Genomic DNA, 25311 nt, shown 5'->3' with positions numbered 1-25311 from the left:
GCTGGGTCCGTGACACCTGTCCGGCGCTCCCTCTGGCATGAGCCGCGGCCCGCTGACGCCCCGCCCGTCGGTCGCCTCGACCGGCTGCTGGTGGGCGCGTTCGCGGCCTCCGTGCTCGTCGAGGGCATCGTCCGGCCGGGCCTTGCCTTGCGGCCCCTGGTGACGGTGCTCGCCCTGGCGCTGGTGCCGGCCCTGCTCTGGCGGCGGGACCGTCCGCTGATCGCCGCCATGATCGGGTGGGGCGTCGCCGGGCTGCTCTCGGTCCTCCAGCTGGCCGTGCACGCCGGGGACCTAGGCCTCTACGCCATGATGGCCGACCTGGTCCTGCTCTACGCCCTGGTGCGATGGGGTTCAGGGCGGGAGATCGTCCCGGGGACGGCGTTCGTGACGGTCGTGGTCGTGCTGGGCATGTACGCCTCCTCCGCCGGCTGGGCGGACGTCTTCGGCGGGACGGTCCTCTTGCTGTTGGTCGTCGCCCTCGCGGTGGTGTTCCGCTACCGCGCCGACCTCTGGCGGCGCCAACAACGCGAGATCCGCAATCAGGAGCGGGTGGCGTTGGCCCGCGAGCTGCACGACACCGTGGCCCACCACGTCTCGGCCATCGCGGTGCAGGCACAGGCCGGTGGCGTGGTCGCCGCCCTCCAGCCCGAGAAGGCTGCCGAGGTCCTGGCCGCGATCGAGGCCGAGGCGTCGCGAACCCTGGCGGAGATGAGATCCATGGTGCGGGTGCTGCGGGAGGAGCAAGCCGTCGCCTACTCGCCTCAACCGGGGGTCGCCGACCTGCCCGCCCTGGCGCATGCCGACGCGACGCCCACCGTGGAGGTCTCGCTGACCGGTTCGTTGACCCGGCTGGCCCGACCCGTGGACGCCGCGCTCTACCGGCTCGCGCAGGAGTCGCTGACCAACGCCGTACGCCACGCCCGGGGTGCCACCCGTGTCGGGATCGACGTATGCCGGGAGGGCGACGTCGTCAGGCTGCGCGTCAGCGACGACGGCCGGACCGAGCCGGGACCGGCCCCGCAGCCCGGATTCGGTCTGCTCGGCATGGCCGAACGGGCTCAGCTCCTAGGCGGGTCGCTCGACGCGGGTCCGGTGCCCGAGGGTGGCTGGGTGGTGGAGGCCGTGCTGCCGGCGGAGGTGCGGGCATGAGCATCCGTGTGGTGGTCGCCGACGACCAGGACCTGGTGAGGACCGGGCTCGTGATGATCCTCGGCGCACAACCCGGCCTCGAGGTCGTGGGGGAGGCGGCAGACGGGATCGAAGCACTCGACCTGGCGACCCGGCTGCGTCCCGACGTACTCCTCGTCGACATCCGGATGCCCGGGCTCGACGGCGTCGAGGTGACCCGGCGCCTGGCCGGCCCGGACGTGAGCGACCCGATGGCGGTCGTCGTGATCACCACCTTCGACCTCGATGAGTACGTCCTCGGCGCCCTCCGCGCCGGCGCACGCGGCTTCCTGCTCAAGGACGCCGGGCCCGAGCTCCTCGTGCAGGCCATCCACGCCGCGGCCAGCGGGGAGGCGCTGATCGCCCCCAACATCACCCGCCGGCTGCTGGCGACCTTCGCCGAGCAGACCCCGGCCTCGCCGGTCCAGCCCCTCGACCCGCTCACCGAGCGTGAGGAGGAGGTGCTCGCCTTGGTGGCGCGGGGCCGGACCAACGCCGAGATCGCCACCGAGCTCTTCGTCGGCCTGAGCACGGTCAAGAGCCACGTCGCGTCGTTGATGGCCAAGCTCGGCGCCCGCAACCGCGTCGAGATCGCGATGTGGGCCTACGACACCAGACGGGTGCGGGCCGGTTAGGGAAGCACCATGTTGACCCCAACGCTGGTGACAACCTCCCTGGAGGTGCCATCGTGGACCCATGGCCGACGAAGACATCATCACCAGGATCAGCGCGCTCGTGGATGAGGAGCACCAGCTCCGGTCCGGGTCGGGCGGCGACACTCAGCGGCTCGGCGAGCTCGAGACCCAGCTCGACCAGTGCTGGGATCTGCTCCGCCAGAGGCGCGCCAAACGGGAGTTCGGCGAGCCCGAGTCCGAGGCGCAGGTGCGTCCTGCGGAGACTGTGGAGAAGTACCTCTCCTGACGCCACGACGGGCTTCGAGGTGGTGCAGCGACCGAGGAAAGGTCGGCACCTGCACTCGCAACCGCATCGAGATCGCGATGTGGGCCTACGACACCCGGCGGGTGCGACCCGATTAGTGGCAAAGGATCAGGGCTCGTGGCGTGATCGCTGCTGGGCCAGTCCGGTCAACAGAAGGTCGAGGCCGAATCTGAACTCCTCATCCAGGGGGACCGGGACGAACGCGGCCACGGCGGCTGTGGCTGCGAGGCTGTTCTCGCCTGACTTCCCGTAGACCTCGGCGAGTGCCGCGTCTTCCGGGTCCTCGCCGTTGAGCTGGATGGCGAAGCCGAGGACGAATCGCGCGAGCGTCGCGTAGCAGCGGATTGCGACCGATGGTGAGAAGCCGGCGTCCAGAAGCACCTGGAGGGCGACCTCCCGCAATGCCAACGCATTCGGACCCGTGGGCACCTGGGCGAGGAGCAGGGGCGCCACGTTCGGATGGCTCCGGAGATTCTCGAACATCCACGTGGCCATGGCCCGGCACGCTTCCTCCCAGCCGAGGCCTCGGAGCTCATCAGCCTGAACGGGGACGCTGCCGAAGGTGTGGTCGATCACCTGGTTGATCAGCTCGGCCCGGTTCGAGAAGTGTCGGTACAGGGTCGCGGTGCTGGAGTCCAGCCGTTGCGCCAGTACGCGGAGCGAGAGCGCGTCGGCACCGTCTTCGTCGACGATCTTCAGCGCTGTCGCCACGATCCGTTCCTTGGGGACAGGAGGACGGCCGCGCGTGCGGCTGGTGCTGGCGGAGTCGGAGCGCGCGTTCATATCGGTTACATCGTAGCCGATAGGTGTTGACACGGTTCAGTAATAACGACAACACTGTATCCGTTATGAACTTTCCCCTTGTTGACCCGGACTCTCGGTTCGCCGTCGTCGGCGACCTGCGACTGCACTTCAAGCGCTCCGGCAGCGGACGCGCGCTTCTGCTGCTGCACGGGAGTGCGTCGTCGATCCACGGGTTCGAGCGTGTCGCGGCGCGCCTGTCCACGTCGTTCGACGTCATCACCCTGGACCTTCCTGGTTTCGGGTTCACCGGGCCGCGGCCCGACCGGGACTACCGGGTGTCGACGTATGTCGACACGGTCGCTGGGTTCATGAGCGAGCTGGGCCTGGAACGCTTCTCGGTCGTCGGCAACTCGCTCGGCGGGAACATCGGCTGGAACCTTGCCCTGGCCGTTCCCGCCCGTGTGGAGAGCCTGGTGCTGATCAACGCCACGGGCTATCCCGAGAAGTCGCTCCCGATGGGCATACGGCTGGCCCGTAATCCGATCCTCCGGCCACTGCTGCGGCGCGGGCTTCCGAGGCGGGCGACGGAGCGGAACCTTCGCGCTCTGGTCGGTCGACCGTCGATGGTGGACGAGGCGATGGTCGACCGCGTCCACGCCATGATGAGCCTTCCCGGCAATCGGTCCGCCTTCGTCGACTTCGCGAACACGGACCAGGAGGACCGCAGCCACCTGATTCCTCGTGTCGCCGTCCCGACGCTCGTGCTTCGCAGCGTGTCGGTCGACGGTCAGCACTTCGGCCGGGACATCCCGGGGGCGGTCGAGGTGAGCCACCCGACGGGCGGTCACCTGCTGCCCGAAGAGGACCCGGAGTGGGTCGTCGCGCGGATCCGCGACTTCCTGGGAGGCAACCCGGACCCCCACAGCGATCGCACGAGACAGGACGGGTCACGACCATGAAATATTTCGTCGGTGAGGGAGAGGACCTCGTCCTCGACGAGCAGGTGACTGATGACCTGCGCGGAAGCTTCGTCGAGCTGTCCCACGGCGTGACCCACTACGAGCTGACCGGCCCCGCGGACGGCGAGACCGTCGTCCTCACCGGAGGATTGACCGTTCCGCTGTTCTACTGGGACGGTCTGGTCGAGCATCTGCACGGCCTGGGACTGCGAACGCTCGCGTTCAGCGCCTACGGACGCGGATATTCGCAGCGACTGACGTGCGACTACGACGAGGCGCTCTTCGTCGGCCAGGTCGCGGAACTCGTGGACTCTCTTCGACTCCCGCCTCACCACGTCGTCGGGACCTCGATGGGCGCGATCATCGCCATGGCGTACGTGGCGGGGCGCTCGGACATCAAGAGCCTGACTCTTGCCGGGCCGGCAGGGCTGGCCGCCGCTCCGGCGAGCCGCTGGCTCTTCAAGAGCGATCACGCTGCCGTCTTCGTCGGCCGACGACTCGGACGGCGACTCCTGGACAGCCACCTGGGCCACAACGTGCGAGACGACGCGAGCGCGGTGGCCTTGACGCGCATGGTGCATGACGCGTTCCGCTACCAAGGCTCCATGTACGCGTTGTTCTCCACGCTGCAGAATCTGCCCCTCCACGGACGGGCCGAGCTCTTCCGAAGCACCGGCCACTCGGGCATTCCCACCATGCTCCTCTGGGGCGACGACGACCACGTCACCCCGATTGCCGGCCTCGACGAGGCTCGCACACTCCTGCAGCCCCGACAGTGCCACGTGATCAGGCAGTGCGGGCACATGACGCCACTCGAGCGGCCCGACGAGGTAGCGCACCTGGTCGCGTCGTTCACCACCCACCAGCAGAACGGCTCGAGCAATGACAGGTGACACCGTGATCGACGTACTCATCGCCGGTGCCGGCCCGAGCGGCTCGGCCCTGGCGATCGACCTGGTTCGTCGCGGCCTCGACGTCCGGATCGTCGACAAGGCACCGCACTCCTTCGAAGGGTCCCGCGCGAAGGGACTCCAACCCCGGACACTCGAGGTCCTCGACGATCTCGGCGTCCTCTCGGCCGTCCTCGACCACGGGAGCCTGTATCCCAAGCTCGGTCTCCACCTCGGCCGCGTCGTGATCCCGTGGAGCATGATGAAGAACCGCGCGGCCACCGCCGACGTTCCCTACCCCAACACGTGGCTCATTCCTCAGTTCGCCACCGACGCAGCGCTGCACGCTCGGCTCGTCGAGCTGGGCGGCAAGGTCGAGTACGGCACCGCGATCACCGGATTCACCCAGGACGACACCGCGGTCACCGCGACCCTCGCCACCGGCGCCGGCATGGAACACGTCACCGCCCGCTACCTGGTCGGCACCGACGGAGGTGCGAGCACGACTCGCTCCGCACTCGGCATCGACTTCATCGGGTCGACCGACGAGCAGGACCGCATCCTCATCGTCGACGCCACCACCACGGGCCTCTCACGCAACCGGTGGCACATGTGGCCCCGCCTCCGTGGAGGCTTCGTCGCGGCGTGCCCGCTGCCCGACAGCGACCTCTTCCAATGGATGGTCCGGCTCGCGCCGGACGAGGACCCGCCCACCGATCTCGACGAGATCAACGCCCGCATCCGTGCCCACACCCACGCACCGGGCGTCGAGCTCCACGACATCCGCTGGCGGTCGGTGTTCCGCCCCAACATCCGGCTCGCCAGCGCCTATCGCCACGGCCGGGTCTTCATCGCCGGGGACGCAGCGCACGTGCACACCCCCGCCGGTGCTCAAGGCCTCAACACCGGCATCCAGGACGCCTACAACCTCGGCTGGAAGCTCGGCCAAGTCCTCGCGGGAGCTGACGACGCCCTCCTTGACTCCTACGAGGCCGAGCGCCAGCCCATCGCAGCCGGAGTCCTCGGCCTGTCGACCAAGAAGTACGAGGCCATCGGCAAGCTCGACCCCACCAGCATCCGTCGCGGCAAGGACGAACAACAGCTCGCGATCACCTATCGAGGCGGCCCACTGGCCGCCGCCGGCGACCAGACCACCAGTCGCCTCAACGCCGGCGACCGCGCGCCCGACGCCGAGATGGTCGACGCCGAGTGGAAGCCCACCACGATGTTCGATGTCTACCGAGGCCCCCACTTCACCGCAGTCGCCTACGGCGAGGGAGCAGCTCATGCCTTGAGCGAGATCCAGTGGCCAGCAGCAGGCGCGGCCCTGAGGACGGTGGCCATCGACGCAGACTCCTCGGCCGTCGATCTCGTTCTGACCGACGCCAACGGAAGCTTCCGCGACTCGTACGGGATCGACGAGGACACGCTGCTCCTGGTACGCCCCGACGGCTACCTCGCCTCGATCGCCTCGGGAGACATCGTCAGCAAGACGCATGCCGCGATCTCCCTGTTGACCCCGCTGCCACGTGGGGGCCGCACCCGGTCCGAGGTGGATCCATGTCCCGACGCGTACTGATCACCAACGCCAACCTGCTGACGGTGGCCGAACCGGCTCCGCCCGGACTCAACCAGCTGTTGGTCGAGGACGGCCGGATCGCCGCGATCGGGCAGGATCTCGGCGTCACCGATGCCGAGGTGATCGACGCGCGCGCTGGCATCGTCATGCCCGGTATGGTCGACACCCACCGGCACACCTGGCAGTCGCTCCTGCGAGCCACCTTGGCCGACGGGACCCTGTACGACTACATGGCCCTGGTGCGTTACGGCTATGCACCGCACTTCACCGCCGGTGACGCGGAACTGGGCAACTACGCCGGTGCGCTCGACGCGCTGAACGCCGGTGTGACAACGGTGGTCGACAATGCCCACCTGGTCGCCACCCCGGACCATGCCGACGCGTTGCTCACAGGTCTGGAGAAGGCCGGCATCCGGGCCGTCTACTGCTACGGCCTGCCCGACGTGGCTGACGCCGACGTGCCCCTCGAGACCGAACGAACCTTCAGCTCCCGTTGGCGCCACCAAGACGCGGAGAGGCTTCGCGCCGAGAGGCTGCCCGCCGACGATGGTCTGATCCGGTTCGGCATCACCGGCAGCGACTTCCTCTTCGCCCCGCTGCACTACACCGTCCCGGAGGTGGAGCTTGCCCGGCGACTGGACGCGCATCGGTTCTCGGTCCACGTCGCCAACGGACCGTTCGCCCGCGGCACCCGCTACGTCTCTCGACTGCTGGCCAAGGGGCTGGTCGACGACCGCACACTCTTCGTGCACGGCAACGTGCTCAGTCACCGCGACCTGGCACGAATCGCGAGCGTCGGAGCGTCGATCTCGATGACTCCGGAGAGCGAGATGCAGATGGGCATGGGGACGCCGATCTGGGCCAGCGCACGGAACGCAGGAGTGGCCTGTGGCCTGGGGGTTGACATCGTGTCGGGAGGCTCGGGGGATCTGTTCACCCAGATGCGCTTGGCACTGGCCGCCGGGCGGATGGCCGCCCATGACAAGCTCGGCAAGCACAGAGTGATGCCTGAGCGGTTGCAGCTGACCACGGAGCACGCCTTACGAGCAGCCACCATTGACGGCGCCCGCGCGGCCGGGCTGGACGGCGAGGTGGGCACCTTGGAGATCGGGAAGCGCGCCGACCTGATCCTGGTGCGGACCGCCGAACACCACCTGTCGCCTCTCCTCGACCCGGTCAAGACCGTCGTCGTACAGGCCGGAGCGGGCGACGTCGAGCTGGTCATGGTGGACGGCCGGATCCTCAAGCGGGACGGGAGACTGGTGGGTGCCGACTGGCACGGGATCGAGGCACGTCTTCAGCAGGCAGCCGATCGGATCCTCACGGCCGCGACCCAGCAGAGCCTCGAGCAGGCATACACGTACGTCCGGGCAGCATTTCCACTGGACAGAGCCTCTGCGATCGGGGCTCGGGTCGTTGGGAAGGCCCTGCAGGTCCGCGGCCTGGACAACAGGGTGTTCAGGGCCATGCTCGCCCACTCGGCCAAGCGGCGCTGAGATGGCCTATGAGGCGGATCCGATGACGCGCGTCACCTCCAGGGCCAGGCCCACCTGAAGGGTCCGGTCGGTGAGCCCATGGGGCAGGAGGTCTCTCGCTCGCTCCAGGCGGGTGGCGACCGTGTTGCGATGTGCGAACTCGACTTGAGCAGTCCGGGTCAGGTTGCACTCCTGCCGGAGATAGGTCCGTAGGGTCTCGCGGATCTCTGCGGGCGCGTCCACGAGCGGGCCCAGTGTGCGGGCCACGAACTCGCGCGCCTGGTCCTCGTTGCTGCTGGCCAGCGCCACGACCTCGACATCGTCGTACGAGGTGATGTTGCTCTGCAGGGGAAGCCTCCGCGCCAGCCGCTGCGTCGCCGCTGCCTCTTGGTGACTCCTGCGGAAGCCTGCGAGACCTGGTCCTGGTCGGCCGATGGCAACCCGGATGTCCGCGGCAGCCTCGGGCAGATCCTCGGTCAGGGCCCCTGGCAGATGCTGGCGCAGTCGCGCGCCGAGGTCACCGGTGTCGCCCCCGGAGAGCCAGACCCACAGAGTCGACCGTCCCACCGGGAGAATGAGCGGACGCGCCGTACCACCCGCACGGGCCAGCTTGCTGGCTGTCGCCTCGAGCGCGCCCTCGGGCGGAGTCTCGTCGGACCAGACGATCGTGGCTGTGTGCGACCGAGCGACCTCGTAGCCGAGCATCTGGGTGGCCCGTCGCTCGGAGATCGGTCCTCCTTCGAGGATGAGTGCCACGGCTTCGGCCCTGGCGGCCGTGGTCGCGTCGCGCAGCTGAGACCGTTCGGCGCGGATCATCGTGCTGATTCCCTCGAGCGTCTCCTCGACGTAGGCGAAGATCGACCGCGACACCAACGCCAGCAGCTCACGGAGGTCGTCGTGGTCGTCGGTGACCCGGAAGGCCACATCGGTCGCGGCCTGCACGGCCAGGTTCTGTCCCACGCGGAACCCGCTGAGGATCGTCTCGTCGAACCCGTGGCGTACGACGTCCCGTGCGAAGTCGACGTTCTCCGGGCTCAGGTTGGCGGGCACGGGAAGGCCGGGCTTACGAAGGTTCGCCGTGGCCCAGACCGTCACGTTGGAGCGGCCCGCGGCCCGCAGCGGGTCGGCGAGTCCGGGCGCCAGCTCGAGCAGGTCACGGTTCACCTCGAAGCTTGCGGCGTCGATCGTCGCGAGCAGCTCCTCGACCTGGTCGAGCATCGTCAGGACGGCTTGCCGGAGAAGGCCGGCCAGCCGAGGAGACGGTGGTTCCCAGGCTCTGACCAGTCCGAGGCTCATCGGCCCACCTTCCTTGATGTGCATTCAGCCCAAAAGTAAGCCAATTCTACGACATTACGCCCTTCCGGTCGCGGGCTCCGTTGTCTGAGACTCATTCGGAGCCAGCACCAAGTTCGAGGAGCGAACATGCCGCAGAGATTCGCATCCAGCGACGCCGGGGACCTGTACTCCCGTTCGGCGATCCTGGACCCCTACCCCCACTACTCCAGGCTTCGCGCCCAGGGGCCCGTGGTCTGGCTGGAGCGCCACAAGGTGTTCGCCCTGCCGCGGTACGCAGAGTGCAAGGCCGCGCTCCTGGACGACTCGACCTTCGTGTCGGGCGCGGGTGTGGCGCTCAACCCGGTCACCAACCGGCTCGCTCGCGGCACGACGCTGAACAGCGACGGAGCCCAGCACGACGAGCGACGCAAGCTCGTTGCCCACCGACTCACGCCTCGCGCGCTTCGTGAGATGCACGACCAGGTGGACGCCCAAGCCGGACGCGTCGTGGCCTCGGCCCTCGAACGCGGCCGGATCGACGGTGTCGAGGACCTGGCGACGGCGCTGCCGATGTCCATCGTCCCCGACCTGGTCGGCTGGCCCGAGGAGGGACGGGACCGTCTGCTGGCATGGGGCGCGGCGACGTTCGACGCACTCGGCCCGATGAACGGCCAGGCGGTCCGTAGCATCCGGCCGAGCGTGCAGATGCTGCGCTACGCCCATGGTGTCGCCAAGGACCGCCGGCTGCGTGAGGGCAGCCTGGGTGGCGACCTGCTGCAGGCTGTCGATGAGGGCCGTCTGGATGCCGCGGAATGCCCGAAGCTGCTCGTCGACTACCTGGCGCCCTCGATCGACACGACCCTCAGCGCCATCGCCAGTGCGCTCTACCTGTTCGCCCTGCACCCTGACCAGTGGCAGGCGCTGCGGGCAGATCGCGGCCTGCTGTCGAACGCCATCAACGAGGTCGTCCGCCTGGAATCACCGCTGCGCGCGTTCAGCCGGAAGGTCGCCGCCGACACGACCCTCGCCGACGTGGAGCTGCCCGCGGGGAGCCGGGTGCTGGTCATGTACGCCTCCGCGAACCGGGACGAGCTGGTGTGGGACTCGCCGGAGGCCTTCGACATCACCCGGGACGCGACGCAGCAGCTCGGGTTCGGTCACGGCGCCCATGGATGTGCCGGCCAGGGGCTGGCCCGGCTCGAGACGCGGACGATCCTCGGTCACCTGCTCGACGGGGTCGAACGAATCGAGCTCACCGGAAAGCCGGTGTGGGCCGTCAACAACATCATCCACCGCCTCGAGCACCTTCCGCTCGAGCTGATCCCCGCGAGGTGACCGCCATGAAGATCCAAGTCCACTACGACCGGTGCGAGGGCCACGGTCTCTGCGCCGAACAGGCTCCCGACCTCTTCTCCCTCGACGACGACGCCGAGCTGATCTACCACGCCGAAGGGGCCGAGGTCGGATCCGAAGAGCTGGTCCGGGCCCGCGCCGCCATCGCCTCGTGTCCGGTGGCGGCCCTGCGGGAGATCCCGTGAATCGGCCCGGCGCCGTCGTCATCGTGGGGGAGTCGATCGCCGGGTTGACCGCTGCGCGGGAGCTGCGTAGGCGGGGCTACGCCGGCAGTCTGACCATGATCGGACGTGAGCCTGAGGGCGCCTACGCGCGACCACCGCTGTCCAAGGAGGTGCTGCGAGAGGCGACGTACGAGGCCCACCTCGCCTACCCTCACGCGGATCTCGACCTGGCGTACATCAGGTCCGCAGCGGTGGGACTCGACGCCTCGTCGCGGATCGTGTCCACGGCCGACGGACGGTTCGTCCCCTACGATGCGCTTCTCATCGCGACCGGGGCAGACGCCCGACGCCTGGCCCGGACGGCCCAGGCCGGAGAGCTGGTCCTGCGAACGCTCGCGGATGCCCGCCTGATCCGTCGGCGCATCGAGCGCGCCCGATCGGCGATCGTCGTGGGCGCGGGATTCCTCGGCCTGGAAGTGGCCAGCGCCTGCGTGGCGCAGGGAGTCGAAGTCACGGTGGTCGACAGCGAACCCCCGTTGCTCCGACACCTCGGCCCCTTTGTGTCCGAGCGTGTCGGTGCTCACCTCACCCGACACGGAGTCCGCCTGATCCAGGCAGCCGAGCACGTTCACCTGGTCGGCGATCCGGTGACCGGTGTGGCTCTGTCGGACGGAAGCACGCAGTCCGCGGACCTCGTCATCACCTGCGCCGGTGACGTACCAGCCGTGGCCTGGCTGTCGGGGACCGGCCTCGCGGACTCCGTGGGCGTTGCGATCGACGAGCGGTGCTCGACGTCGATTCCTGGCGTGTACGCCGCAGGGGACGTCGCCTACCTGATCCCCGGCACGGGTGAGCGAGCCAGCCGGGCGCCGTTCTGGTCCAACGCAGTGGCGCAGGGCAAGGTGGCTGCTGCCTCGATCCTGGGCGAGCCGCGGCCACATCCCCCGAGGGACGACTACTTCTGGACCGAGATCCTCGGCCTTCCCGTCAAGGTCGTCGGCCCCCTGCCGGTGAACGGCGATCCCACCTCGATCGAGGGCGACGTCGACGCGGGTGACGCGGTCCTGCGCTGGGAGTCGCCCGGCGCGAACCCGACCGTGGTCGCCTACGGCCGCAAGGTTCCGGTCGGCCGCCTGAGGCGCGCACTGGTCCGTGCCGCCCCCTAGTCGTCCCGTGTGCTCCTGCTCGCCGGCGCGTCCGCGGGCACGCCGTCACTCGGCCCCCGGGGTGCGTTCGTGTGGGGATCGTGAGGTGGCGTGGAATCAGTCATCCAGCCCGACGGCACGCGGCGGGGTTCTGGTGAAGCGCCACGTTGTCCCTCACGATCTTGCGGTCCACCCAGCTGTTGCGTGCCACCGAGAAGTTGCCGGCGTAGGAGTTCCTGAGCACACGCAGGGACCGCACGTGATTGCCGACGACGCGGAGGTTGTTGCACGCCTTGTTGTCCCGGACCATCAAGGTCCCCCGGTTGTCGCGTACCACCACATTGTTGGCGATCGACATCTCGCAGATCGCCACGTTGCGGGAGTTGCGGACCATGAGATTTCGTCCGGCCACCGGGTCCACGCGGCACCCCGTGGCCCCGATGGTGACGCGTTCGACGACGTTGCGGACGTGGATGTTCCGGCCGACGTTCGTGTCGGTGATGCTGACCACTCTCGGTGCACCGGTGGTGCGGACGTTGCCGGTGATCCTGGAAGTGGTGATCACGCAGCGGGCGTCGTCCGGGACGACCACGTTGCGGAACGTCCGGTGGTGGTAGCTGCCGTCGCAGACGAGGTCGGGCGGCAGCGCCTGGGCGCTGAGAACCGGCCCCAGCACGGGTGCGAGCGCGCCGATGAGAAGGAAGACGACGAGCTGCTTCATGTGAACCCTCCGAGTCCGGGCGATGTGTGTCTTCATCACGCGCCAACGGGAACATGTGTTGCACTGGCTCGCCCACGTTCCGGACAGCCGATCCGTACGTCCTGGAGCCGAAGGGTTCAGGGGATGAGGACGATCCGTCCGGACAGACCGCCGTCGGCCAGCCGCGCGTGGGCCTTTCCGGCAGCCTCCAGCGGATAGGCGTGCGCGACCCTGGGGAACAGCACGCCCCGGTCGGCCAGCCTGGACAGCTCGGTCAGCTGGGCGCCGTCGGACTGCACGCTGATGGCCTCGACGCGGATGCCGCGCTCAGAGGCCGGTTCGCTCCCGGGCCACAGGCCGGCGTAGGTGCCCGCGTCGCGGACCGCCGCGAGCGCGGACGGTCCCAGCCCCGCGGCGTCCAGCACGCCGTCGAAGCCTCCTGCTTCAGGGGTCTCTCCGCGTGCCAGGAAGTGATCGGCTCCGCGGGCGCGGACGAACTCCTCGGAGGCCGGGGAGCCGGTCCCGGTGACCTGCAGGCCCTGCTGGTGTGCCAGCTCCACCGCGTGCGCGCCGACGCCCCCACCGGCGCCGGTGACCAGCAGCCGCTGACCGGGGGCCAGATCGAGGAGGCGCAGCGCCTGCAGAGCGGTCGTCGCGTTCAGCGGCAGGGTCGCCGCCTGGGTGTCATCGAGGGTGGCGGGCGTCGGTGCAAGAGTGTCGGCGTCCAGTACGACGTAGTCGGCGTGGGTGCCCAGCGTCTTGTGGTGGCCGGTGGCCAGTGCGATGACGCGCTCACCGGTCGACCAGTTGACGCCGGGGCCCACAGCGTCGATCGTGCCGGCGACGTCCCAGCCCAGGCCGACCCTCCCTCGGCCTCCGAAGACGCCGGCACGCGTGGCGGCGTCCACCGGGTTGAGTGCGGCGGCTTTCACCCTGATGCGTACCTGCCCGTCGCCCGGCTCGGGCACCGGATGCTCGGTGATCTCGACCGCCTCGGGACCGCCGAAGCGGGAAACGGTCGCAGCGCGCATGGTCATGGTCTTCCTCCAGAAGTGGACGGTGGGGCACCCGGTGTTTGTCAGGCGACATCCTGTGACGCCGTTTCTTACTATTGGTGCGTAACCACATGATGAGTGAGAATGGAAGGCGCTACAAAAGGCACATCCGTGTGCGCAACCGGAAGGGAAGGTGCGTCATGCGTGCTGACGCGAGAGACGGGCGGACCGCCGCGGTGGCGGGTCCATGCGCCAGCTGGCCCGCGGAGCAGGGCGAGACGATCCGGCAGATCGTCGATCGCGCCGGGGACAAGTGGACCGTCTTCGTGATCGGCACCCTGGCAGAGGGATCCCTGCGCTACACCGACCTACAGCGTTCCATCCCGGGGATCTCCCAGCGCATGCTCACGCATACGCTTCGTCAGCTGCAGCGTGACGGCCTGGTCACCCGGACGGCCTATCCCGAGGTGCCCCCGCGGGTCGAGTACGCGCTGACCGATCTGGGTGCCACCCTCCTCGACGCCGTCGCTGCTCTGATCGACTGGGCAGGCACCCATCACGATGAGATCCAGCACAATCGTGCCCGCTTCGACGAGGCAGGCGTGCAGGGATGACCGACCGGGTGAAGGCGGATGCGGCGAGCGCGGACGACGGGGGCTCGCGTGCCGTCGTCCCCCTCGCCGCCTACAACCCCGCCTACAACCCCGCGAAGCATGCCGTGGTCGGCCTGGTGAAGGGCCCGGCAGCCGACCTCTCTCGATCGCCCCGGTGCTTCGGCGGATGACAGGTCTGGTGAGGCTGAGAGCCGGTCAGTGGGTTGGCGTGGGCCACGGACCAGTTGGGCCGACTGCGAAGGCAGGAGCGGCGATCACCGTGTCCGGCGCGGGGCTGGCCGCGATGCCGGCCTCGAGCAGAGCGCCCAGCCGTACGTCACAGTCGGGGCTCGCGCTCACCACGACCCCCTCGACGGTGCACCGGACCATCGTCGGCGCGCTGCGTTTGGCGAAGGTGTGGGCGTCGATCCGGCCCCGGATCCCAAGTCGGTCGACCCAGGCGACCGCGCCAGGAACCATCTTGAGTGCCAGCTGGGCCTCCCGCCGGGTGGCCGCCAGATCGGGCTCGGCGTCCGCGCACAAGCGCTCGGCCTGAAGCAGGCCGGCTGCCAGCGGTCGCTGCGTCGCTTCGGGGACGTCGAGGATGGTCTGCGCCGCTACCGCCACCGCGACCGCGAGCGACGTGCGGTCGTTCCCGCGCCGGCCCACGACCGAGGGGACGAGTGGCAGCAGCTGCTGGCGTCCGTCGTCGCTGGTGTGATCGTTCACCAGCCTTGCCAGATACGCGAGCAAGGGATGAGTGCAGGAGGGATGATCGCTCCACCGCTCACCGGCGAGGACCGAGGCGAGCTCCATGAAGCATGCGCCGCGTCGTGGCGTTCGATGCCGGCCACGTGACAGAACCGGGATGCCGTCGGGAATGCGTGATGGGTTCATCGCAACCTCCTACTCCGAGGATGCGCCGATGTGCTGGCGCGATCAACCTCTGGCACCCAGGAAGAAGACTGCTACGACGTCTGGCAGTCAGGGCTGGGACCATGACGTCGGTGTGAGCCTGGCCGCGTCGGCCCGCGGCGAGCAGGGGACACCGAACGCCGCGGACACCGCCAGGACGGACTACGAGGCATCGGTCCATCCTGCCTAGGGATGGGAGCCGTGCCGCGGTCGGTTGCTCGGACACCCCGCTCGTCCGGGTCGGCGGGAGGCACGTCCCCCGTGCGTACGGAACGGCCGAAGGCCCCGGGAAACCCCGGGGCCTTCGACGTCGGACAGCAGAGCGGTCGGCTCAGATGTCGTAGTAGAGCTCGAACTCGTGCGGGTGCGGGCGGAGCTGGATCGGGAGGATCTCGTCGTTGGTCTTGTAGTCGATCCAGGTCTCGATCAGGTCGGGGGTGAAGACGTCGCCCACGGTGAGGAAGTCGTGGTCGGTCTCCAGCGCCGACAGGACGGCACCGAGGGAGGTCGGCACCTGGTTGATCTCGGCCATCTCGTCCGGCGGCAGCTCGTAGATGTCCTTGTCGATCGGCGCGGGCGGCTCGATCTTGTTCTGGATACCGTCGATGCCGGCGAGGAGCAGGGCCGAGAAGGCGAGGTACGGGTTCGAGGACGGGTCCGGGAACCGGGTCTCGACGCGCTTGGCCTTCGGGTTGGTGCCGGTGATCGGGATGCGGACCGCGGCGGAGCGGTTGCGCGAGGAGTAGACCAGCGAGATCGGAGCCTCGAAGCCCGGCACCAGACGGTGGTAGGAGTTCACGGTCGGGTTGGTGAACGCGAGCACCGACGGGGCGTGCTTCAGGATGCCGCCGATGTACCAGCGGGCCATGTCGGAGAGGCCGCCGTAGCCGGTCTCGTCGTAGAACAGCGGCTCGCCGGCGTTCCAGATCGACTGGTGGACGTGCATGCCCGAGCCGTTGTCACCGAAGACGGGCTTCGGCATGAAGGTGACGGTCTTGCCGGCCTGCCAGGCGGTGTTCTTGACGATGTACTTGAACTTCATGACATCGTCGGCCGCCTTGAGCAGCGTGTCGAACTTGTAGTTGATCTCGGCCTGGCCGGCGGTGCCGACCTCGTGGTGGGCGCGCTCGACGAGCAGGCCGGAGGCCTCGAGGTTCTTGACCATCAGGTCGCGCAGGTCGGCGAAGTGGTCGGTGGGGGAGACCGGGAAGTAGCCGCCCTTGTAACGGGTCTTGTAGCCCAGGTTGTCCGAGCCGTCGGGGTTCTTGTCGGCACCCGAGTTCCACCAAGCCTCGACGGAGTCGATCTTGTAGAACGACTCGCCCTCGGAGGTGTTGTAGGCGACCTTGTCGAAGATGAAGAACTCCGCCTCGGGGGCGAAGAAGGCAGTGTCACCGATGCCGGTCGAGGCCAGGTACGCCAGCGCCTTGCGCGCGATGTTGCGCGGGTCGCGCGAGTAGGCCTCGCCGGTGATCGGGTCGTGCACGAAGTACATCAGCGCGAGGGTCTTCGCGGTGCGGAACGGGTCGATGTAGGCAGTCGTGACGTCCGGGTAGAGCGCCATGTCGGACTCGTTGATCGCCTGGAAACCACGGATCGACGAACCGTCGAAGGCCATCGGCTCCAGGTTGAACGACGACACCGGCACCGTGAAGTGCTGCTGAACGCCGGGCAGGTCGACGAAGCGGATGTCGACGAACTCGACTCCCTCGTCAGAGATGAACTTCAAGAGCTCGTCGTCAGTGCTGAACATCAATCCTCCTTGGCTCACCCGGGCGGGAAGAGCCAGATAGGTCTCTCGCGATCGAGGCCGGGACCTCATGGCCCCGACCGTGCCACGCAAACTACGAAGGGACGGTTGCACAGGAGTGTCGCAAATGTTTCAGGCATGTAACAGGTTGTGTGATTTGATCGGCAACCATCCCGATCTCATCCCTCAAGACGTTGCCGCCTACTCTTGCCGGTGTGACCAGTTCCGCCACCCCTGTGACGCCTACTCTGCCTTATCCCACCGCGAGCTGGGGCAGGCGCGTCCTGGCGCTCTTCGTCGACTGGCTCGCCTCGTCGCTGGTGGCGTCGGTCTTTCTCGGCGTACGGGCGCTGCCGTTCGGGTCGTTGCTCGCCGGTGTCGACCCGCGGCCGAGCGACAACCTGTGGATCCTGGTCGTCTTCATCGTCCAGACCGCGCTCTTCACCACGCTGGGCGGCGGCTCGTTCGGCAAGCTGGTCACCCGGCTGCGTACGGTGCGGGTGACCGCGGGTGAGCCGGACGCTCGACCGCTGGATCCGCTGCGGAGCATCGCCCGTCAGATCCTGGTCGTGCTCGTCGTTCCTCCGTTGGTCTTCCGGCCCGATCGGCGCGGCCTGCACGATCTGGCGGCCGGAACCGCGACCGTCACACTTCAGACCTATCGACACGTGTTTCGTCGGGTGGGTTGAGAGGCTTCCGCAGGTAGGTTGGAGCGGTCAGCCGCAGGCAGCGGCAAACACGAAGGGAAGCTCAATGACGCTCAACCGTACTCTCGGGCCACGTGGCCTCTGGCGCCGCGCCGCTGTGGCGGGCGTGCTGGCCGTATCGCTCTCGGGCCTGGTGGCCTGTGGTGGCGGTGGTGGGGCCGGCGGCGCCAGCGAGGGTGACTCGGTCTCCGCCGAGGACATGACCGCGGTCATGAAGAAGGCCACCGACATCGACACCGCCCACTTCACCACGAAGATGGACGCGAAGGCCTCGGGCCAGACGGTCTCGATGACCGGCGAGGGCGACATCCAGAAGGAGCCGCCGGCCCAGCACTCGAACATGAAGATGAGCGGCGGCTCGATGGACATGGATCTCGAGACGATCCTCGTCGACGAGAAGATCTACATCAAGGGCATGATGGGCGACTCGTGGATGACCGCGAGCGCCGACGACCTCGCCAAGATGGGCGGCACCAGCCTGGAGTCGATGAGCAACCCGCTCGCCTTCTTCGAGGGGATGGAGGAGTCCATCAAGAGCGCCAAGTTCGAGGGCGAGGAGAAGCTCGACGGCACCGACACCAAGCACTACAGCTTCACCGTCGATTCCGCGGCGCTCGCCAAGAGCCTCGGTTCCAAGAGCACCAGCAGCCTGCCCAAGACGATCGACCAGGACATCTGGGTCGACGGCGACGGCAAGCTCCGCAAGGCCGACGTCGGCATGGGTGAGATGGGCACAGTCGAGATGGTGCTGTCCAAGCACGGCGAGGACGTGACCATCGAGGCGCCGCCCGCCGATCAGGTCACCGACATGCCGAACCTGGCCGGCTGACCACCCGTTCGGTACGCAGCAGGGCCGGTCCCCGAGAGGGGACCGGCCCTGTGTCGTCTCGCGAACCGTCAGCGGCCGCGGAGGTTGCCGCGCATGCCCTTCATCGAGGTCGGGACGGGGCCCTTCGGGATCGGCATCGCGCCGCGGGTGGCGTCGACGGCCTTGAGGCGGTTGAGGATGTCGGTGATCTCCGGGCCGGCAACCTGGCGGCCGAGCTTGGTGACGTGCTTGGTCAGCTGCGGCAGCGGCACCTCGTCCTCGCCGTTGCCGGCGACGACGGTCGTGATCGGCACGTCCGAGAGGACCCGGGCGTGGCTGCGCTTGGTGCTGGCCAACAGCGAGCGGACCTTGCTCGGGCTGTTGCCCTCGCCGACCAGGACGACGCCCGGAGGGCCGACCACGCGGTGCACCAGCGTCTGGCTGCGCGGCTCGACACCGACGGCCTGGGTGACGGTCCAGCCACGGCGGAGCATGGTCAGCGCTGCGTACGCGCCGCCGACCTGGCCCTCGAGCCGGGAGTACATCACCTTCTGGGCACGTCGCGAGAAGACCACCAGCGCGGCCAGGACACCGGCCAGGAGGGCGCCGATGATCGTGAAGATCCAGGAGAAGACGCCCTCACCGGGCAGGAGCCAGAAGATCACGCCGGCGACCGCGGCGACGACCACGAAGATCGAGCCCAGGATGAGGCCGATCTTGGGGTCTGACTGCTTGGTGAGCTTGTAGGTCTCCACCATCTGCTGGCGGCGACTCATGCTGCTCGGGTCGGTCTGGGACATCTTCCTCTTTCAGTTCTCGTACGCAGGGACTCAGGCCACGGAGGAGGCGTCGCGCGCCTCGATCGCCTGACGGTACAGCCGACCGGCCCGGTAGGACGAACGCACGAGCGGTCCGGACATGACACCGGAGAAACCGATCTCCTCGGCCTCGGCCTGGAGCTCGATGAACTCCTCGGGCTTGACCCAGCGCTCGACCGGGTGGTGACGCACGCTCGGGCGCAGGTACTGCGTGATCGTGATCAGCTCGCAGCCGGCCGCGTGCAGGTCGCGCAGCGCCTCGGAGACCTCTTCACGGGTCTCACCCATGCCGAGGATCAGGTTGGACTTGGTGACCAGGCCGAAGTCACGGGCCTGGGTGATCACGTCCAGGGAGCGCTCGTAGCGGAAGGCCGGGCGGATCCGCTTGAAGATCCGCGGGACGGTCTCGACGTTGTGGGCGAGCACCTCGGGGCGGGACTCGAAGACCTCCTGGAGGAGCTCCGGGATGCCGTTGAAGTCGGGGATCAGGTTCTCGACGCCGGTGTCCGGGTTGAGCTCGTGGATCTGCTTGACCGTCTCGGCGTAGAGCCAGGCACCGCCGTCGGCGAGGTCGTCACGGGCGACACCGGTGATGGTGGCGTACTTCAGGCCCATCGTCTGCACGGACTCGGCCACCCGGCGCGGCTCGTCGCGGTCGAGGTCGGTCGGCTTGCCGGTGTCGATCTGGCAGAAGTCGCAGCGGCGGGTGCACTGGTCGCCACCGATGAGGAAGGTGGCCTCGCGGTCCTCCCAGCACTCGAAGATGTTGGGGCAGCCGGCCTCCTGGCACACCGTGTGCAGGCCCTCGGACTTCACCAGCGCGGTGAGCTCCTTGTATTCCGGCCCCATCTTCGCTTTGGTCTTGATCCACTCCGGTTTGCGTTCGATCGGAGTCTGCGCGTTGCGGACCTCGAGACGGAGGAGCTTGCGACCTTCTGGGGCAGGAGCTTGAGTCACCCCACCAGCCTACGCCGCGTGGGGGCGGAACCCCGAAGCCAGGAGGTTACTGGACGGTCACTCCGCTTCCGCGTCCGGACTCAGCCCAGGCTGGGGGAGAGCAGCGGGACCCGCGGTGTCTTGGCGGGGTCCGGCTTGGGCTCCAGGCTCGGGCCCTGCTCGTAGTCGCGCCAGGAGAGCATCTCCGCGATCTGCTCGTGGAGCACGGGCATCGCCTCGGCGTTGCCGATCTGCCGGCCCGCCTCGATCGAGAGGGTGGTCACCCCGGCGTCGGAGATCCCGCACGGCACGAACCGCTCGTACCACCCCAGGTCGACGTCGCAGTTGAGCGCGATGCCGTGCATCGTCACGTGCTGGCTGACCCGCAGCCCGATCGCCCCGACCTTGCGCTCCAGGCGGCGTACGCCGTCCGGGGTCTCGCCCGCGGGCAGCCACACGCCGCTGCGGCCGGGGACCCGGTAGGCGGTGACGCCGAACGCGGCACAGGTGCCGATCATCGCCTGCTCCAGGCGGCGTACGAAGTCGACGACCTTGACCTTCTCGGGCAGCCGCACGATCGGGTAGGCGACGATCTGGCCGGGCCCGTGGAAGGTGACCTCGCCGCCGCGGTCGACGTCGATCACCGGCGCGCCGCCGGGATCCGCGGGACGGTCCTCCGGCTTCGTACGCTTCCCGGCGGTGTAGGTCGGCGGGTGCTCGAGCAGCAGCACGGTGTCGGGCTCTTCGCGGTCCACGACGCGCTGGTGGATCTGCTTCTGCAGCTCCCAGGCGTCCAGGTAGTCGATCGTCCCGACCTCAACGAAGCGCAGCTCAGTCACACCCGCGATCGTACGCCGGGCCGGATAACGGTTTGGCGACAACCCCACGGGGGTAAAGGGATTGTGCGCAGAATGCGTTTGTTTTCGACTGGCCGCGCTCGGGAGCGTTCGGTCTTCGGATCAGTTCGAAAGGCACACAGTGCACACCATGAAGTACGGTCGCCGACTTGCCGCGGCCGCGATCGCGCTGAGCGCGACTTTCGCCGTAGCAGCGTGCGGCGAGAGCTCCGACCAGACTGCGGATTCCCCCGATGCTGCCGCTGCCGAGGGGCCGGGGTTCGAGGCCGGCGACAAGCTGTCGAAATCAGAGGCGGACGAGCTCATCGACACTGCGGCCGACGCGATGTCGACGATTCATGTCGAGATGGGCGTCGACGCCGTCGAGGACGGAGCCAGTGTCAGCGCGACCAGCGTGGGTGACTACCAGCGCGAGCCAGTGATCTCCCAGACGAAGCTGACGGTGGACGAGGCCGACGGTCAGACCGTCATGGAGATCATCGTCATCGGCGAGACGACCTACGTGCGGATGGACGGCGACAAGGAGTGGATGAAGGACGACGGCATGTTCAGCGGGCTGGTCTCCGCGCTGGTGCCGAGCCCATACACCCTGTTCGAGAGCCTGAGCGGAGAGGTGGCTGACGACACGATCACCTATGTCGGTCAGGAGGAGGTCGACGGCGCAGATCTCGCTCACTACTCGTTCGCCGTCGACGAGGACGTCACCGGAGAGGGCGACGGCACTCTCGATGGCTGGTTCGACGCGGACGGCCAGCCGATCCGACTGGCGATGGCCATGGTGAAGGACAACGAGATCACGATGGACTTCAGCAAGCACGGCGAGAAGCTCACCGTCACCGAGCCGAAGGCCGAGGAGCTGACGGACGGCGCCTGAACGTACGTCGCAACGAGAGTCGCCCCGGAGCCAACGGCTCCGGGGCGACTCACTGTGAGGCTCAGAGCTCGAACTGAGCAGCCTCGAGACGCTTCTTCACGTCCTGGAGGAAGCGGCCGGCGTCGGCACCGTCGACCAGGCGGTGGTCGTAGGTCAGCGCCAGGTTGACCATGTAGCGCACCGCGATCGTCTCGCCGAGGTCCGGGTCGTCGATGACGACGGGGCGCTTCACGACCGCACCCGGGCCGAGGATGGCGACCTGCGGCTGGTTGATGATCGGGGTGTCGAAGAGCGCACCGAACGAACCCAGGTTGGTGATCGTGAAGGTGCCGCCGGAGAGCTCGTCCGGGGTGATCTTGTTGTTGCGCGTGCGGTCGGCCACGTCGGCGATCTTCTTCGCGATGCCCGCGATCGACAGGTCACCGGCGTCCTTGACCACCGGGGTCAGCAGACCGCGGTCGGTGTCGACGGCGAAGGCGATGTTCTCGCGGTCGTAGTAGGTGACCGTGCCGGCCTCGACGTCGATCCCGGCGTTGAGCTTCGGGTGCACCTTGAGCGCGTCGATCGCAGCCTTGGCGAAGAACGGCAGGTAGGTCAGCTTGACGCCCTCGCGCTGCAGGAACCCGGCCTTGTTGGCCTCGCGCAGGCGGGCGACGTTGGTGACATCGACCTCCATGACCTGGGTCAGCTGAGCGGCGGTGTGCAGCGACTCGGTCATCCGCTCGGCGATCACCTTGCGCAGCCGCGAGATCTTCTCGGTGGTGCCACGCAGCGGCGACGGGGCCGCGGGCGCGGCGGCCGGGGCGGACGAGGCTGCCGGAGCCGCGGCTGCCGGGGCAGCGGCGGCGGGAGCCGACTTGGCAGCGGCCGCCTGGAGGATGTCCTCCTTGCGGATGCGGCCACCGACACCGGAACCCTGGACGGTGTCGAGGTCGACGTTGTGCTGGGCGGCGAGCTTGCGCACCAGCGGGGTCACGTAGCCACCCGGCTGGATCGCCGGCGAGCTCGCGGTGGCCGGGGCGGCGTGAGCGGGGGCCGCCGGGGCAGGAGCCGGAGCAGCGGGGGCGGGAGCAGCCGGAGCCGGGGCCGGAGCGGCAGGCGCGGGCGCCGGCGCAGCGGCGGCCGGGGCGGGCTCGGGGGCCGGGGCGGGAGTCGGCTCGGGGGCCGGCTCGGGGGTGGGCTCGGGAGCCGGGGCGGCGGGAGCAGGCGCGGCCGCGGGGGCAGCGCCGGCGTCACCGACGAGCGCGAGCACGGCGCCGACCTCGACGGTCTCGTCCTCGGCGACCTTGATCTCGAGCAGGGTGCCGGCGACCGGCGAGGGGATCTCGGTGTCGACCTTGTCGGTGGAGACCTCGAGCAGCGCGTCGTCGACGGCGACGGTGTCGCCGACCTGCTTGAGCCAGCGGGTGACGGTGCCCTCGGTGACCGACTCACCCAGCGCGGGGAGGGCGACCTCGGTGGCGTTGCCACCGGCAGCGGGCGCCGGAGCGGCAGGCGCGGCGGGCTCGGCCGGAGCTGCGGGCTCGGCCGGGGCAGCCGGGGCAGCCGGCGCCTCGGGCTCGGCGGCCGGGGCAGGAGCGGCAGCCTCGGGCTCGGCGGCGGGAGCGGCAGGCTCCGCGGGAGCGGAGTCGGCGCCGGCCTCGTCGGCCGCGCCGATGACGGCGAGCAGGCCACCGACCTCGACGGTGTCGTCCTCGGCAGCCTTGATCTCGAGCACGGTGCCCGCGACCGGCGAGGGGATCTCGGTGTCGACCTTGTCGGTGGAGACCTCCAGCAGGGCCTCGTCGACCGCAACGGTGTCGCCGACCTGCTTGAGCCAGCGGGTGACGGTGCCCTCGGTGACGGACTCGCCGAGTGCCGGGAGAGTTACTTCGGTGGCCATGGGTTCCTTCGTTCTACGTCTGTTCGTTGCTCTACTTGAATGTCCGGACACGCGCGCCACCACGACCGAGCTCGATGGCCCGGTGAGGAGAAGGACGCATCGGTCTGGGCCGACACCTGCCCGACGCACGCATGATGCCGCCGGAAGCGCGGCCAAGGGCGTCGATCACGAGCCCCATCTTGTCACTACCCCCGCAGTGCTGTGTCAACCGGACCACTACTGATCGGTAGCCATCTCGCGTACGTAGTCCACCAGTGTTGCCACCGCCACACCCGTGCCTCCGGGAGTGAGATGGCCCGAGGCGCCCCCACTGTTGAAGGAGGGCCCGGCGATGTCGAGATGGGCCCAGGGGAGACCGCCGGTGAACTCGCGCAGGAACGCTGCGGCGTACAGCCCACCGCCCCAGCGGATCCAGTCGTGCTGGTTGAGGTCGGCCACCTTCGAGGAACGGATTCGTTCGTCCATCCATTCCGGGATGGGCATCGGCCACATCTGCTCGCCCGCGACGTCGGCGGCGGCGAGGATGCGGTCGACGATCTCCTCGGAGCCGAGGACGCCGCTGACCCGGTCGCCCAGCGCCATCACCATGTGGCCGGTGAGGGTGGCCACGTCGATGATCACGTCCGGGGAGACCTCGCTCGCCCGCACCAGGGCGTCGGCGAGGATCATCCGCCCCTCGGCGTCCATGTTGGAGACTTCGACCGTCGTGCCGCCGTAGTGGGTGACGACGTCGCCGGGCCGGTAGGAGGAGCCGGAGACCATGTTCTCGGCCATCGGTACGAACGCGGAGACCTTCACCGGCAGCCCGAGGCGGGCGATCGCGAAGGTCGCCTGGGCGACGGCGGCCGCACCGGCCATGTCGGACTTCATCGTGGACATCGAGCTGCCCGGCTTGATCGTGAGGCCGCCGGAGTCGAAGGTGATCCCCTTGCCGACCAGCGCGATGTGGCCGCGCGCGTCGTCGGGGGAGTAGGTCAGCTCGACCAGACGCGGCTTCGCCTCCGAGCCCATACCGACGGCGAGGATGCCGCCGCAGCCGAGCTCGGCGAGCTGCTTCTCGTCGTAGACGGTCGTCTCGACGCCCTCGACCAGGCCGGCCACGTGCTCGATGGCCTCGGCGAACGCCGGGGGAGTCAGGTCGGCGGGCGGCACGTTGACCCACTCGCGGGTGCCGGCGATCGCCTGCGCCAGGATCTGCGCCTCCTCGAAGGCGGTGACCGCGTCCGTACGCCGCGCGATCCCGCTCAGGAACGCGACGTCGCTCGGTCCCTTGCTGTCCTCGCCCGACTTGCCACCGCCCGACTTGTAGGAGGTGAAGGTGTAGCCGCCGAGGAGGTAGCCCTCGGTGACCGCGCGCACCAGCTCGGGGGTGTCGGCGGGAAGGGCCACGGCGACGGAGGTCGCGTTGGGCACCGAGCGGGCGGCGGCACCGGCGGCGCGGCGTACGGCATCGGGTGAGTAGGTGCCGTCCGCGCCGGCCTTCCCGAGGCCCACCAGCACCAGGAGCTGGGCGCCGATCTCTCCGCCTGCGGGCAGCCGGGTGACCTCGCCGGCCTTGCCGCTGACGCCGAGGGTGGCGAGCATCCCGCGCCACCGGCGGCCGTAGGCGGCCTTGACGTCCTCCGCGCCGGCGGTGACCTCGACATCCTTCGCGCCCTGGCCGATACCGACGACGACCGCCTCGGCACGAGTCTTGGCAGGAGAGGCGGTACGCAGCGTGTAGGTGATGTCAGGCAGGGTCACGCAGTGCAGTGTAGGTGTGGCACGCCCGGAGGGGGCGCGGACC

The 25311-nt window shown here is 68.9% G+C and carries 26 protein-coding genes; 15 read left to right on the top strand and 11 right to left on the bottom strand.

Annotation, left to right across the window (positions count from 1 at the left end; all coding sequences use genetic code 11):
- Positions 1 to 9 precede the first annotated feature (9 nt).
- The 3 genes from UG56_RS12900 to UG56_RS12890 all read left to right on the top strand — a co-directional run bounded on the left by UG56_RS12900 (position 10) and on the right by UG56_RS12890 (position 2088).
- A complete protein-coding gene (locus tag UG56_RS12900) occupies positions 10 to 1149 on the top strand; it encodes a sensor histidine kinase (RefSeq protein ID WP_045548941.1) in 1140 nt (379 codons plus the stop codon).
- On the top strand, positions 1146 to 1802 hold the full coding sequence (locus tag UG56_RS12895) for a response regulator (RefSeq protein WP_045548942.1): 657 nt from the start codon (positions 1146 to 1148) through the stop codon (positions 1800 to 1802). Before UG56_RS12900 ends, UG56_RS12895 begins: the two co-directional genes overlap by 4 nt.
- Positions 1803 to 1863: 61 nt before the next feature.
- Positions 1864 to 2088: a DUF2630 family protein gene (locus tag UG56_RS12890; protein WP_045548943.1), complete on the top strand. Its 225-nt coding sequence runs from the start codon at positions 1864 to 1866 to the stop codon at positions 2086 to 2088.
- A 126-nt stretch (positions 2089 to 2214) separates the two neighbouring features.
- On the opposite strand, the gene UG56_RS12885 is transcribed toward UG56_RS12890, so the two are convergent.
- Complete coding sequence (locus tag UG56_RS12885; protein ID WP_256206603.1) at positions 2215 to 2817, bottom strand: TetR/AcrR family transcriptional regulator; 603 nt, start codon at positions 2815 to 2817, stop codon at positions 2215 to 2217.
- Positions 2818 to 2954: 137 nt separating this feature from the next.
- On the opposite strand from UG56_RS12885, the gene UG56_RS12880 reads away from it, so the two are divergent.
- The 4 genes from UG56_RS12880 to UG56_RS12865 are packed head-to-tail and all read left to right on the top strand — an operon-like array spanning position 2955 to position 7774.
- Entirely contained in the window at positions 2955 to 3809 is an 855-nt protein-coding gene (locus UG56_RS12880) for an alpha/beta fold hydrolase (RefSeq protein ID WP_045548945.1), read from the top strand.
- Positions 3806 to 4702, top strand: coding sequence for an alpha/beta fold hydrolase (locus tag UG56_RS12875; RefSeq protein WP_045548946.1), 897 nt, complete (start codon positions 3806 to 3808; stop codon positions 4700 to 4702). The genes UG56_RS12880 and UG56_RS12875 overlap by 4 nt, the downstream gene beginning before the upstream one ends.
- Positions 4692 to 6278 carry an FAD-dependent oxidoreductase gene (locus UG56_RS12870; RefSeq protein ID WP_045548947.1) on the top strand — a complete coding sequence of 529 codons (1587 nt, stop codon included), beginning with the start codon at positions 4692 to 4694 and terminating at the stop codon, positions 6276 to 6278. The genes UG56_RS12875 and UG56_RS12870 overlap by 11 nt, the downstream gene beginning before the upstream one ends.
- Positions 6260 to 7774, top strand: a complete 1515-nt coding sequence (locus tag UG56_RS12865) for an amidohydrolase family protein (RefSeq protein ID WP_052693562.1) — start codon at positions 6260 to 6262, stop codon at positions 7772 to 7774. Before UG56_RS12870 ends, UG56_RS12865 begins: the two co-directional genes overlap by 19 nt.
- Positions 7775 to 7780: 6 nt before the next feature.
- On the opposite strand, the gene UG56_RS12860 is transcribed toward UG56_RS12865, so the two are convergent.
- Entirely contained in the window at positions 7781 to 9049 is a 1269-nt protein-coding gene (locus tag UG56_RS12860; RefSeq protein ID WP_177191475.1) for a PucR family transcriptional regulator, read from the bottom strand.
- A 126-nt stretch (positions 9050 to 9175) separates the two neighbouring features.
- On the opposite strand from UG56_RS12860, the gene UG56_RS12855 reads away from it, so the two are divergent.
- The 3 genes from UG56_RS12855 to UG56_RS12845 are packed head-to-tail and all read left to right on the top strand — an operon-like array spanning position 9176 to position 11711.
- Complete coding sequence (locus tag UG56_RS12855; protein WP_045548949.1) at positions 9176 to 10363, top strand: cytochrome P450; 1188 nt, start codon at positions 9176 to 9178, stop codon at positions 10361 to 10363.
- A 5-nt stretch (positions 10364 to 10368) separates the two neighbouring features.
- Positions 10369 to 10566: a ferredoxin gene (locus tag UG56_RS12850; protein WP_045548950.1), complete on the top strand. Its 198-nt coding sequence runs from the start codon at positions 10369 to 10371 to the stop codon at positions 10564 to 10566.
- On the top strand, positions 10563 to 11711 hold the full coding sequence (locus UG56_RS12845; RefSeq protein WP_045548951.1) for an NAD(P)/FAD-dependent oxidoreductase: 1149 nt from the start codon (positions 10563 to 10565) through the stop codon (positions 11709 to 11711). Before UG56_RS12850 ends, UG56_RS12845 begins: the two co-directional genes overlap by 4 nt.
- A 100-nt stretch (positions 11712 to 11811) precedes the next feature.
- Here the strand turns inward: UG56_RS12845 and UG56_RS12840 are convergent, their stop codons facing one another.
- Together UG56_RS12840 and UG56_RS12835 are read right to left on the bottom strand one after the other, a co-directional pair.
- On the bottom strand, positions 11812 to 12411 hold the full coding sequence (locus UG56_RS12840; protein ID WP_045548952.1) for a hypothetical protein: 600 nt from the start codon (positions 12409 to 12411) through the stop codon (positions 11812 to 11814).
- A gap of 116 nt (positions 12412 to 12527) precedes the next feature.
- Entirely contained in the window at positions 12528 to 13427 is a 900-nt protein-coding gene (locus UG56_RS12835) for an NADP-dependent oxidoreductase (protein ID WP_218145209.1), read from the bottom strand.
- 158 nt (positions 13428 to 13585) lie between these two features.
- Here UG56_RS12835 and UG56_RS12830 point away from each other — a divergent pair, with 158 nt between their 5' ends.
- The gene (locus UG56_RS12830) at positions 13586 to 13999 is read left to right on the top strand and encodes a winged helix-turn-helix transcriptional regulator (RefSeq protein WP_045548953.1); all 414 of its coding nucleotides are present in this window, start codon (positions 13586 to 13588) and stop codon (positions 13997 to 13999) included.
- The gene (locus tag UG56_RS28370) at positions 13996 to 14169 is read left to right on the top strand and encodes a hypothetical protein (RefSeq protein WP_177191474.1); all 174 of its coding nucleotides are present in this window, start codon (positions 13996 to 13998) and stop codon (positions 14167 to 14169) included. Before UG56_RS12830 ends, UG56_RS28370 begins: the two co-directional genes overlap by 4 nt.
- A gap of 25 nt (positions 14170 to 14194) precedes the next feature.
- On the opposite strand, the gene UG56_RS28365 is transcribed toward UG56_RS28370, so the two are convergent.
- Both UG56_RS28365 and glnA read right to left on the bottom strand, forming a co-directional pair.
- On the bottom strand, positions 14195 to 14707 hold the full coding sequence (locus UG56_RS28365; RefSeq protein ID WP_177191473.1) for a hypothetical protein: 513 nt from the start codon (positions 14705 to 14707) through the stop codon (positions 14195 to 14197).
- Between the two features lie 517 nt (positions 14708 to 15224).
- Positions 15225 to 16646: a type I glutamate--ammonia ligase gene (gene glnA / locus UG56_RS12820; protein WP_045548954.1), complete on the bottom strand. Its 1422-nt coding sequence runs from the start codon at positions 16644 to 16646 to the stop codon at positions 15225 to 15227.
- A 212-nt stretch (positions 16647 to 16858) separates the two neighbouring features.
- Here glnA and UG56_RS12815 point away from each other — a divergent pair, with 212 nt between their 5' ends.
- Positions 16859 to 17332, top strand: coding sequence for an RDD family protein (locus UG56_RS12815; protein ID WP_256206600.1), 474 nt, complete (start codon positions 16859 to 16861; stop codon positions 17330 to 17332).
- Positions 17333 to 17396: 64 nt separating this feature from the next.
- Entirely contained in the window at positions 17397 to 18179 is a 783-nt protein-coding gene (locus UG56_RS12810) for a DUF6612 family protein (protein ID WP_071327052.1), read from the top strand.
- A 68-nt stretch (positions 18180 to 18247) separates the two neighbouring features.
- Here UG56_RS12810 and UG56_RS12805 read toward each other — a convergent pair whose 3' ends face one another.
- The 3 genes from UG56_RS12805 to lipB form a co-directional block, all read right to left on the bottom strand.
- Positions 18248 to 18958: a DUF4191 domain-containing protein gene (locus UG56_RS12805; RefSeq protein WP_045548957.1), complete on the bottom strand. Its 711-nt coding sequence runs from the start codon at positions 18956 to 18958 to the stop codon at positions 18248 to 18250.
- Positions 18959 to 18988: 30 nt separating this feature from the next.
- Positions 18989 to 19933, bottom strand: coding sequence for a lipoyl synthase (gene lipA / locus UG56_RS12800; RefSeq protein ID WP_045548958.1), 945 nt, complete (start codon positions 19931 to 19933; stop codon positions 18989 to 18991).
- An 80-nt stretch (positions 19934 to 20013) separates the two neighbouring features.
- A complete protein-coding gene (gene lipB, locus UG56_RS12795) occupies positions 20014 to 20751 on the bottom strand; it encodes a lipoyl(octanoyl) transferase LipB (RefSeq protein ID WP_045548959.1) in 738 nt (245 codons plus the stop codon).
- Between the two features lie 148 nt (positions 20752 to 20899).
- Here lipB and UG56_RS12790 point away from each other — a divergent pair, with 148 nt between their 5' ends.
- Positions 20900 to 21643 (top strand): hypothetical protein, encoded by a 744-nt coding sequence (locus tag UG56_RS12790; RefSeq protein ID WP_045548960.1) that lies wholly within the window; start codon positions 20900 to 20902, stop codon positions 21641 to 21643.
- 61 nt (positions 21644 to 21704) lie between these two features.
- Here the strand turns inward: UG56_RS12790 and sucB are convergent, their stop codons facing one another.
- Both sucB and UG56_RS12780 read right to left on the bottom strand, forming a co-directional pair.
- Entirely contained in the window at positions 21705 to 23525 is a 1821-nt protein-coding gene (gene sucB, locus UG56_RS12785; protein WP_071327051.1) for a 2-oxoglutarate dehydrogenase, E2 component, dihydrolipoamide succinyltransferase, read from the bottom strand.
- Between the two features lie 216 nt (positions 23526 to 23741).
- Positions 23742 to 25268 (bottom strand): leucyl aminopeptidase, encoded by a 1527-nt coding sequence (locus UG56_RS12780; protein ID WP_084101007.1) that lies wholly within the window; start codon positions 25266 to 25268, stop codon positions 23742 to 23744.
- Positions 25269 to 25311: the final 43 nt, after the last annotated feature.

This window comes from Nocardioides luteus (assembly GCF_000960475.2).
GTDB lineage: Bacteria > Actinomycetota > Actinomycetes > Propionibacteriales > Nocardioidaceae > Nocardioides > Nocardioides luteus_A.
Note: the sequence above shows the minus strand (reverse complement) of the source record. Positions and strands in the feature narration are given on the sequence as shown.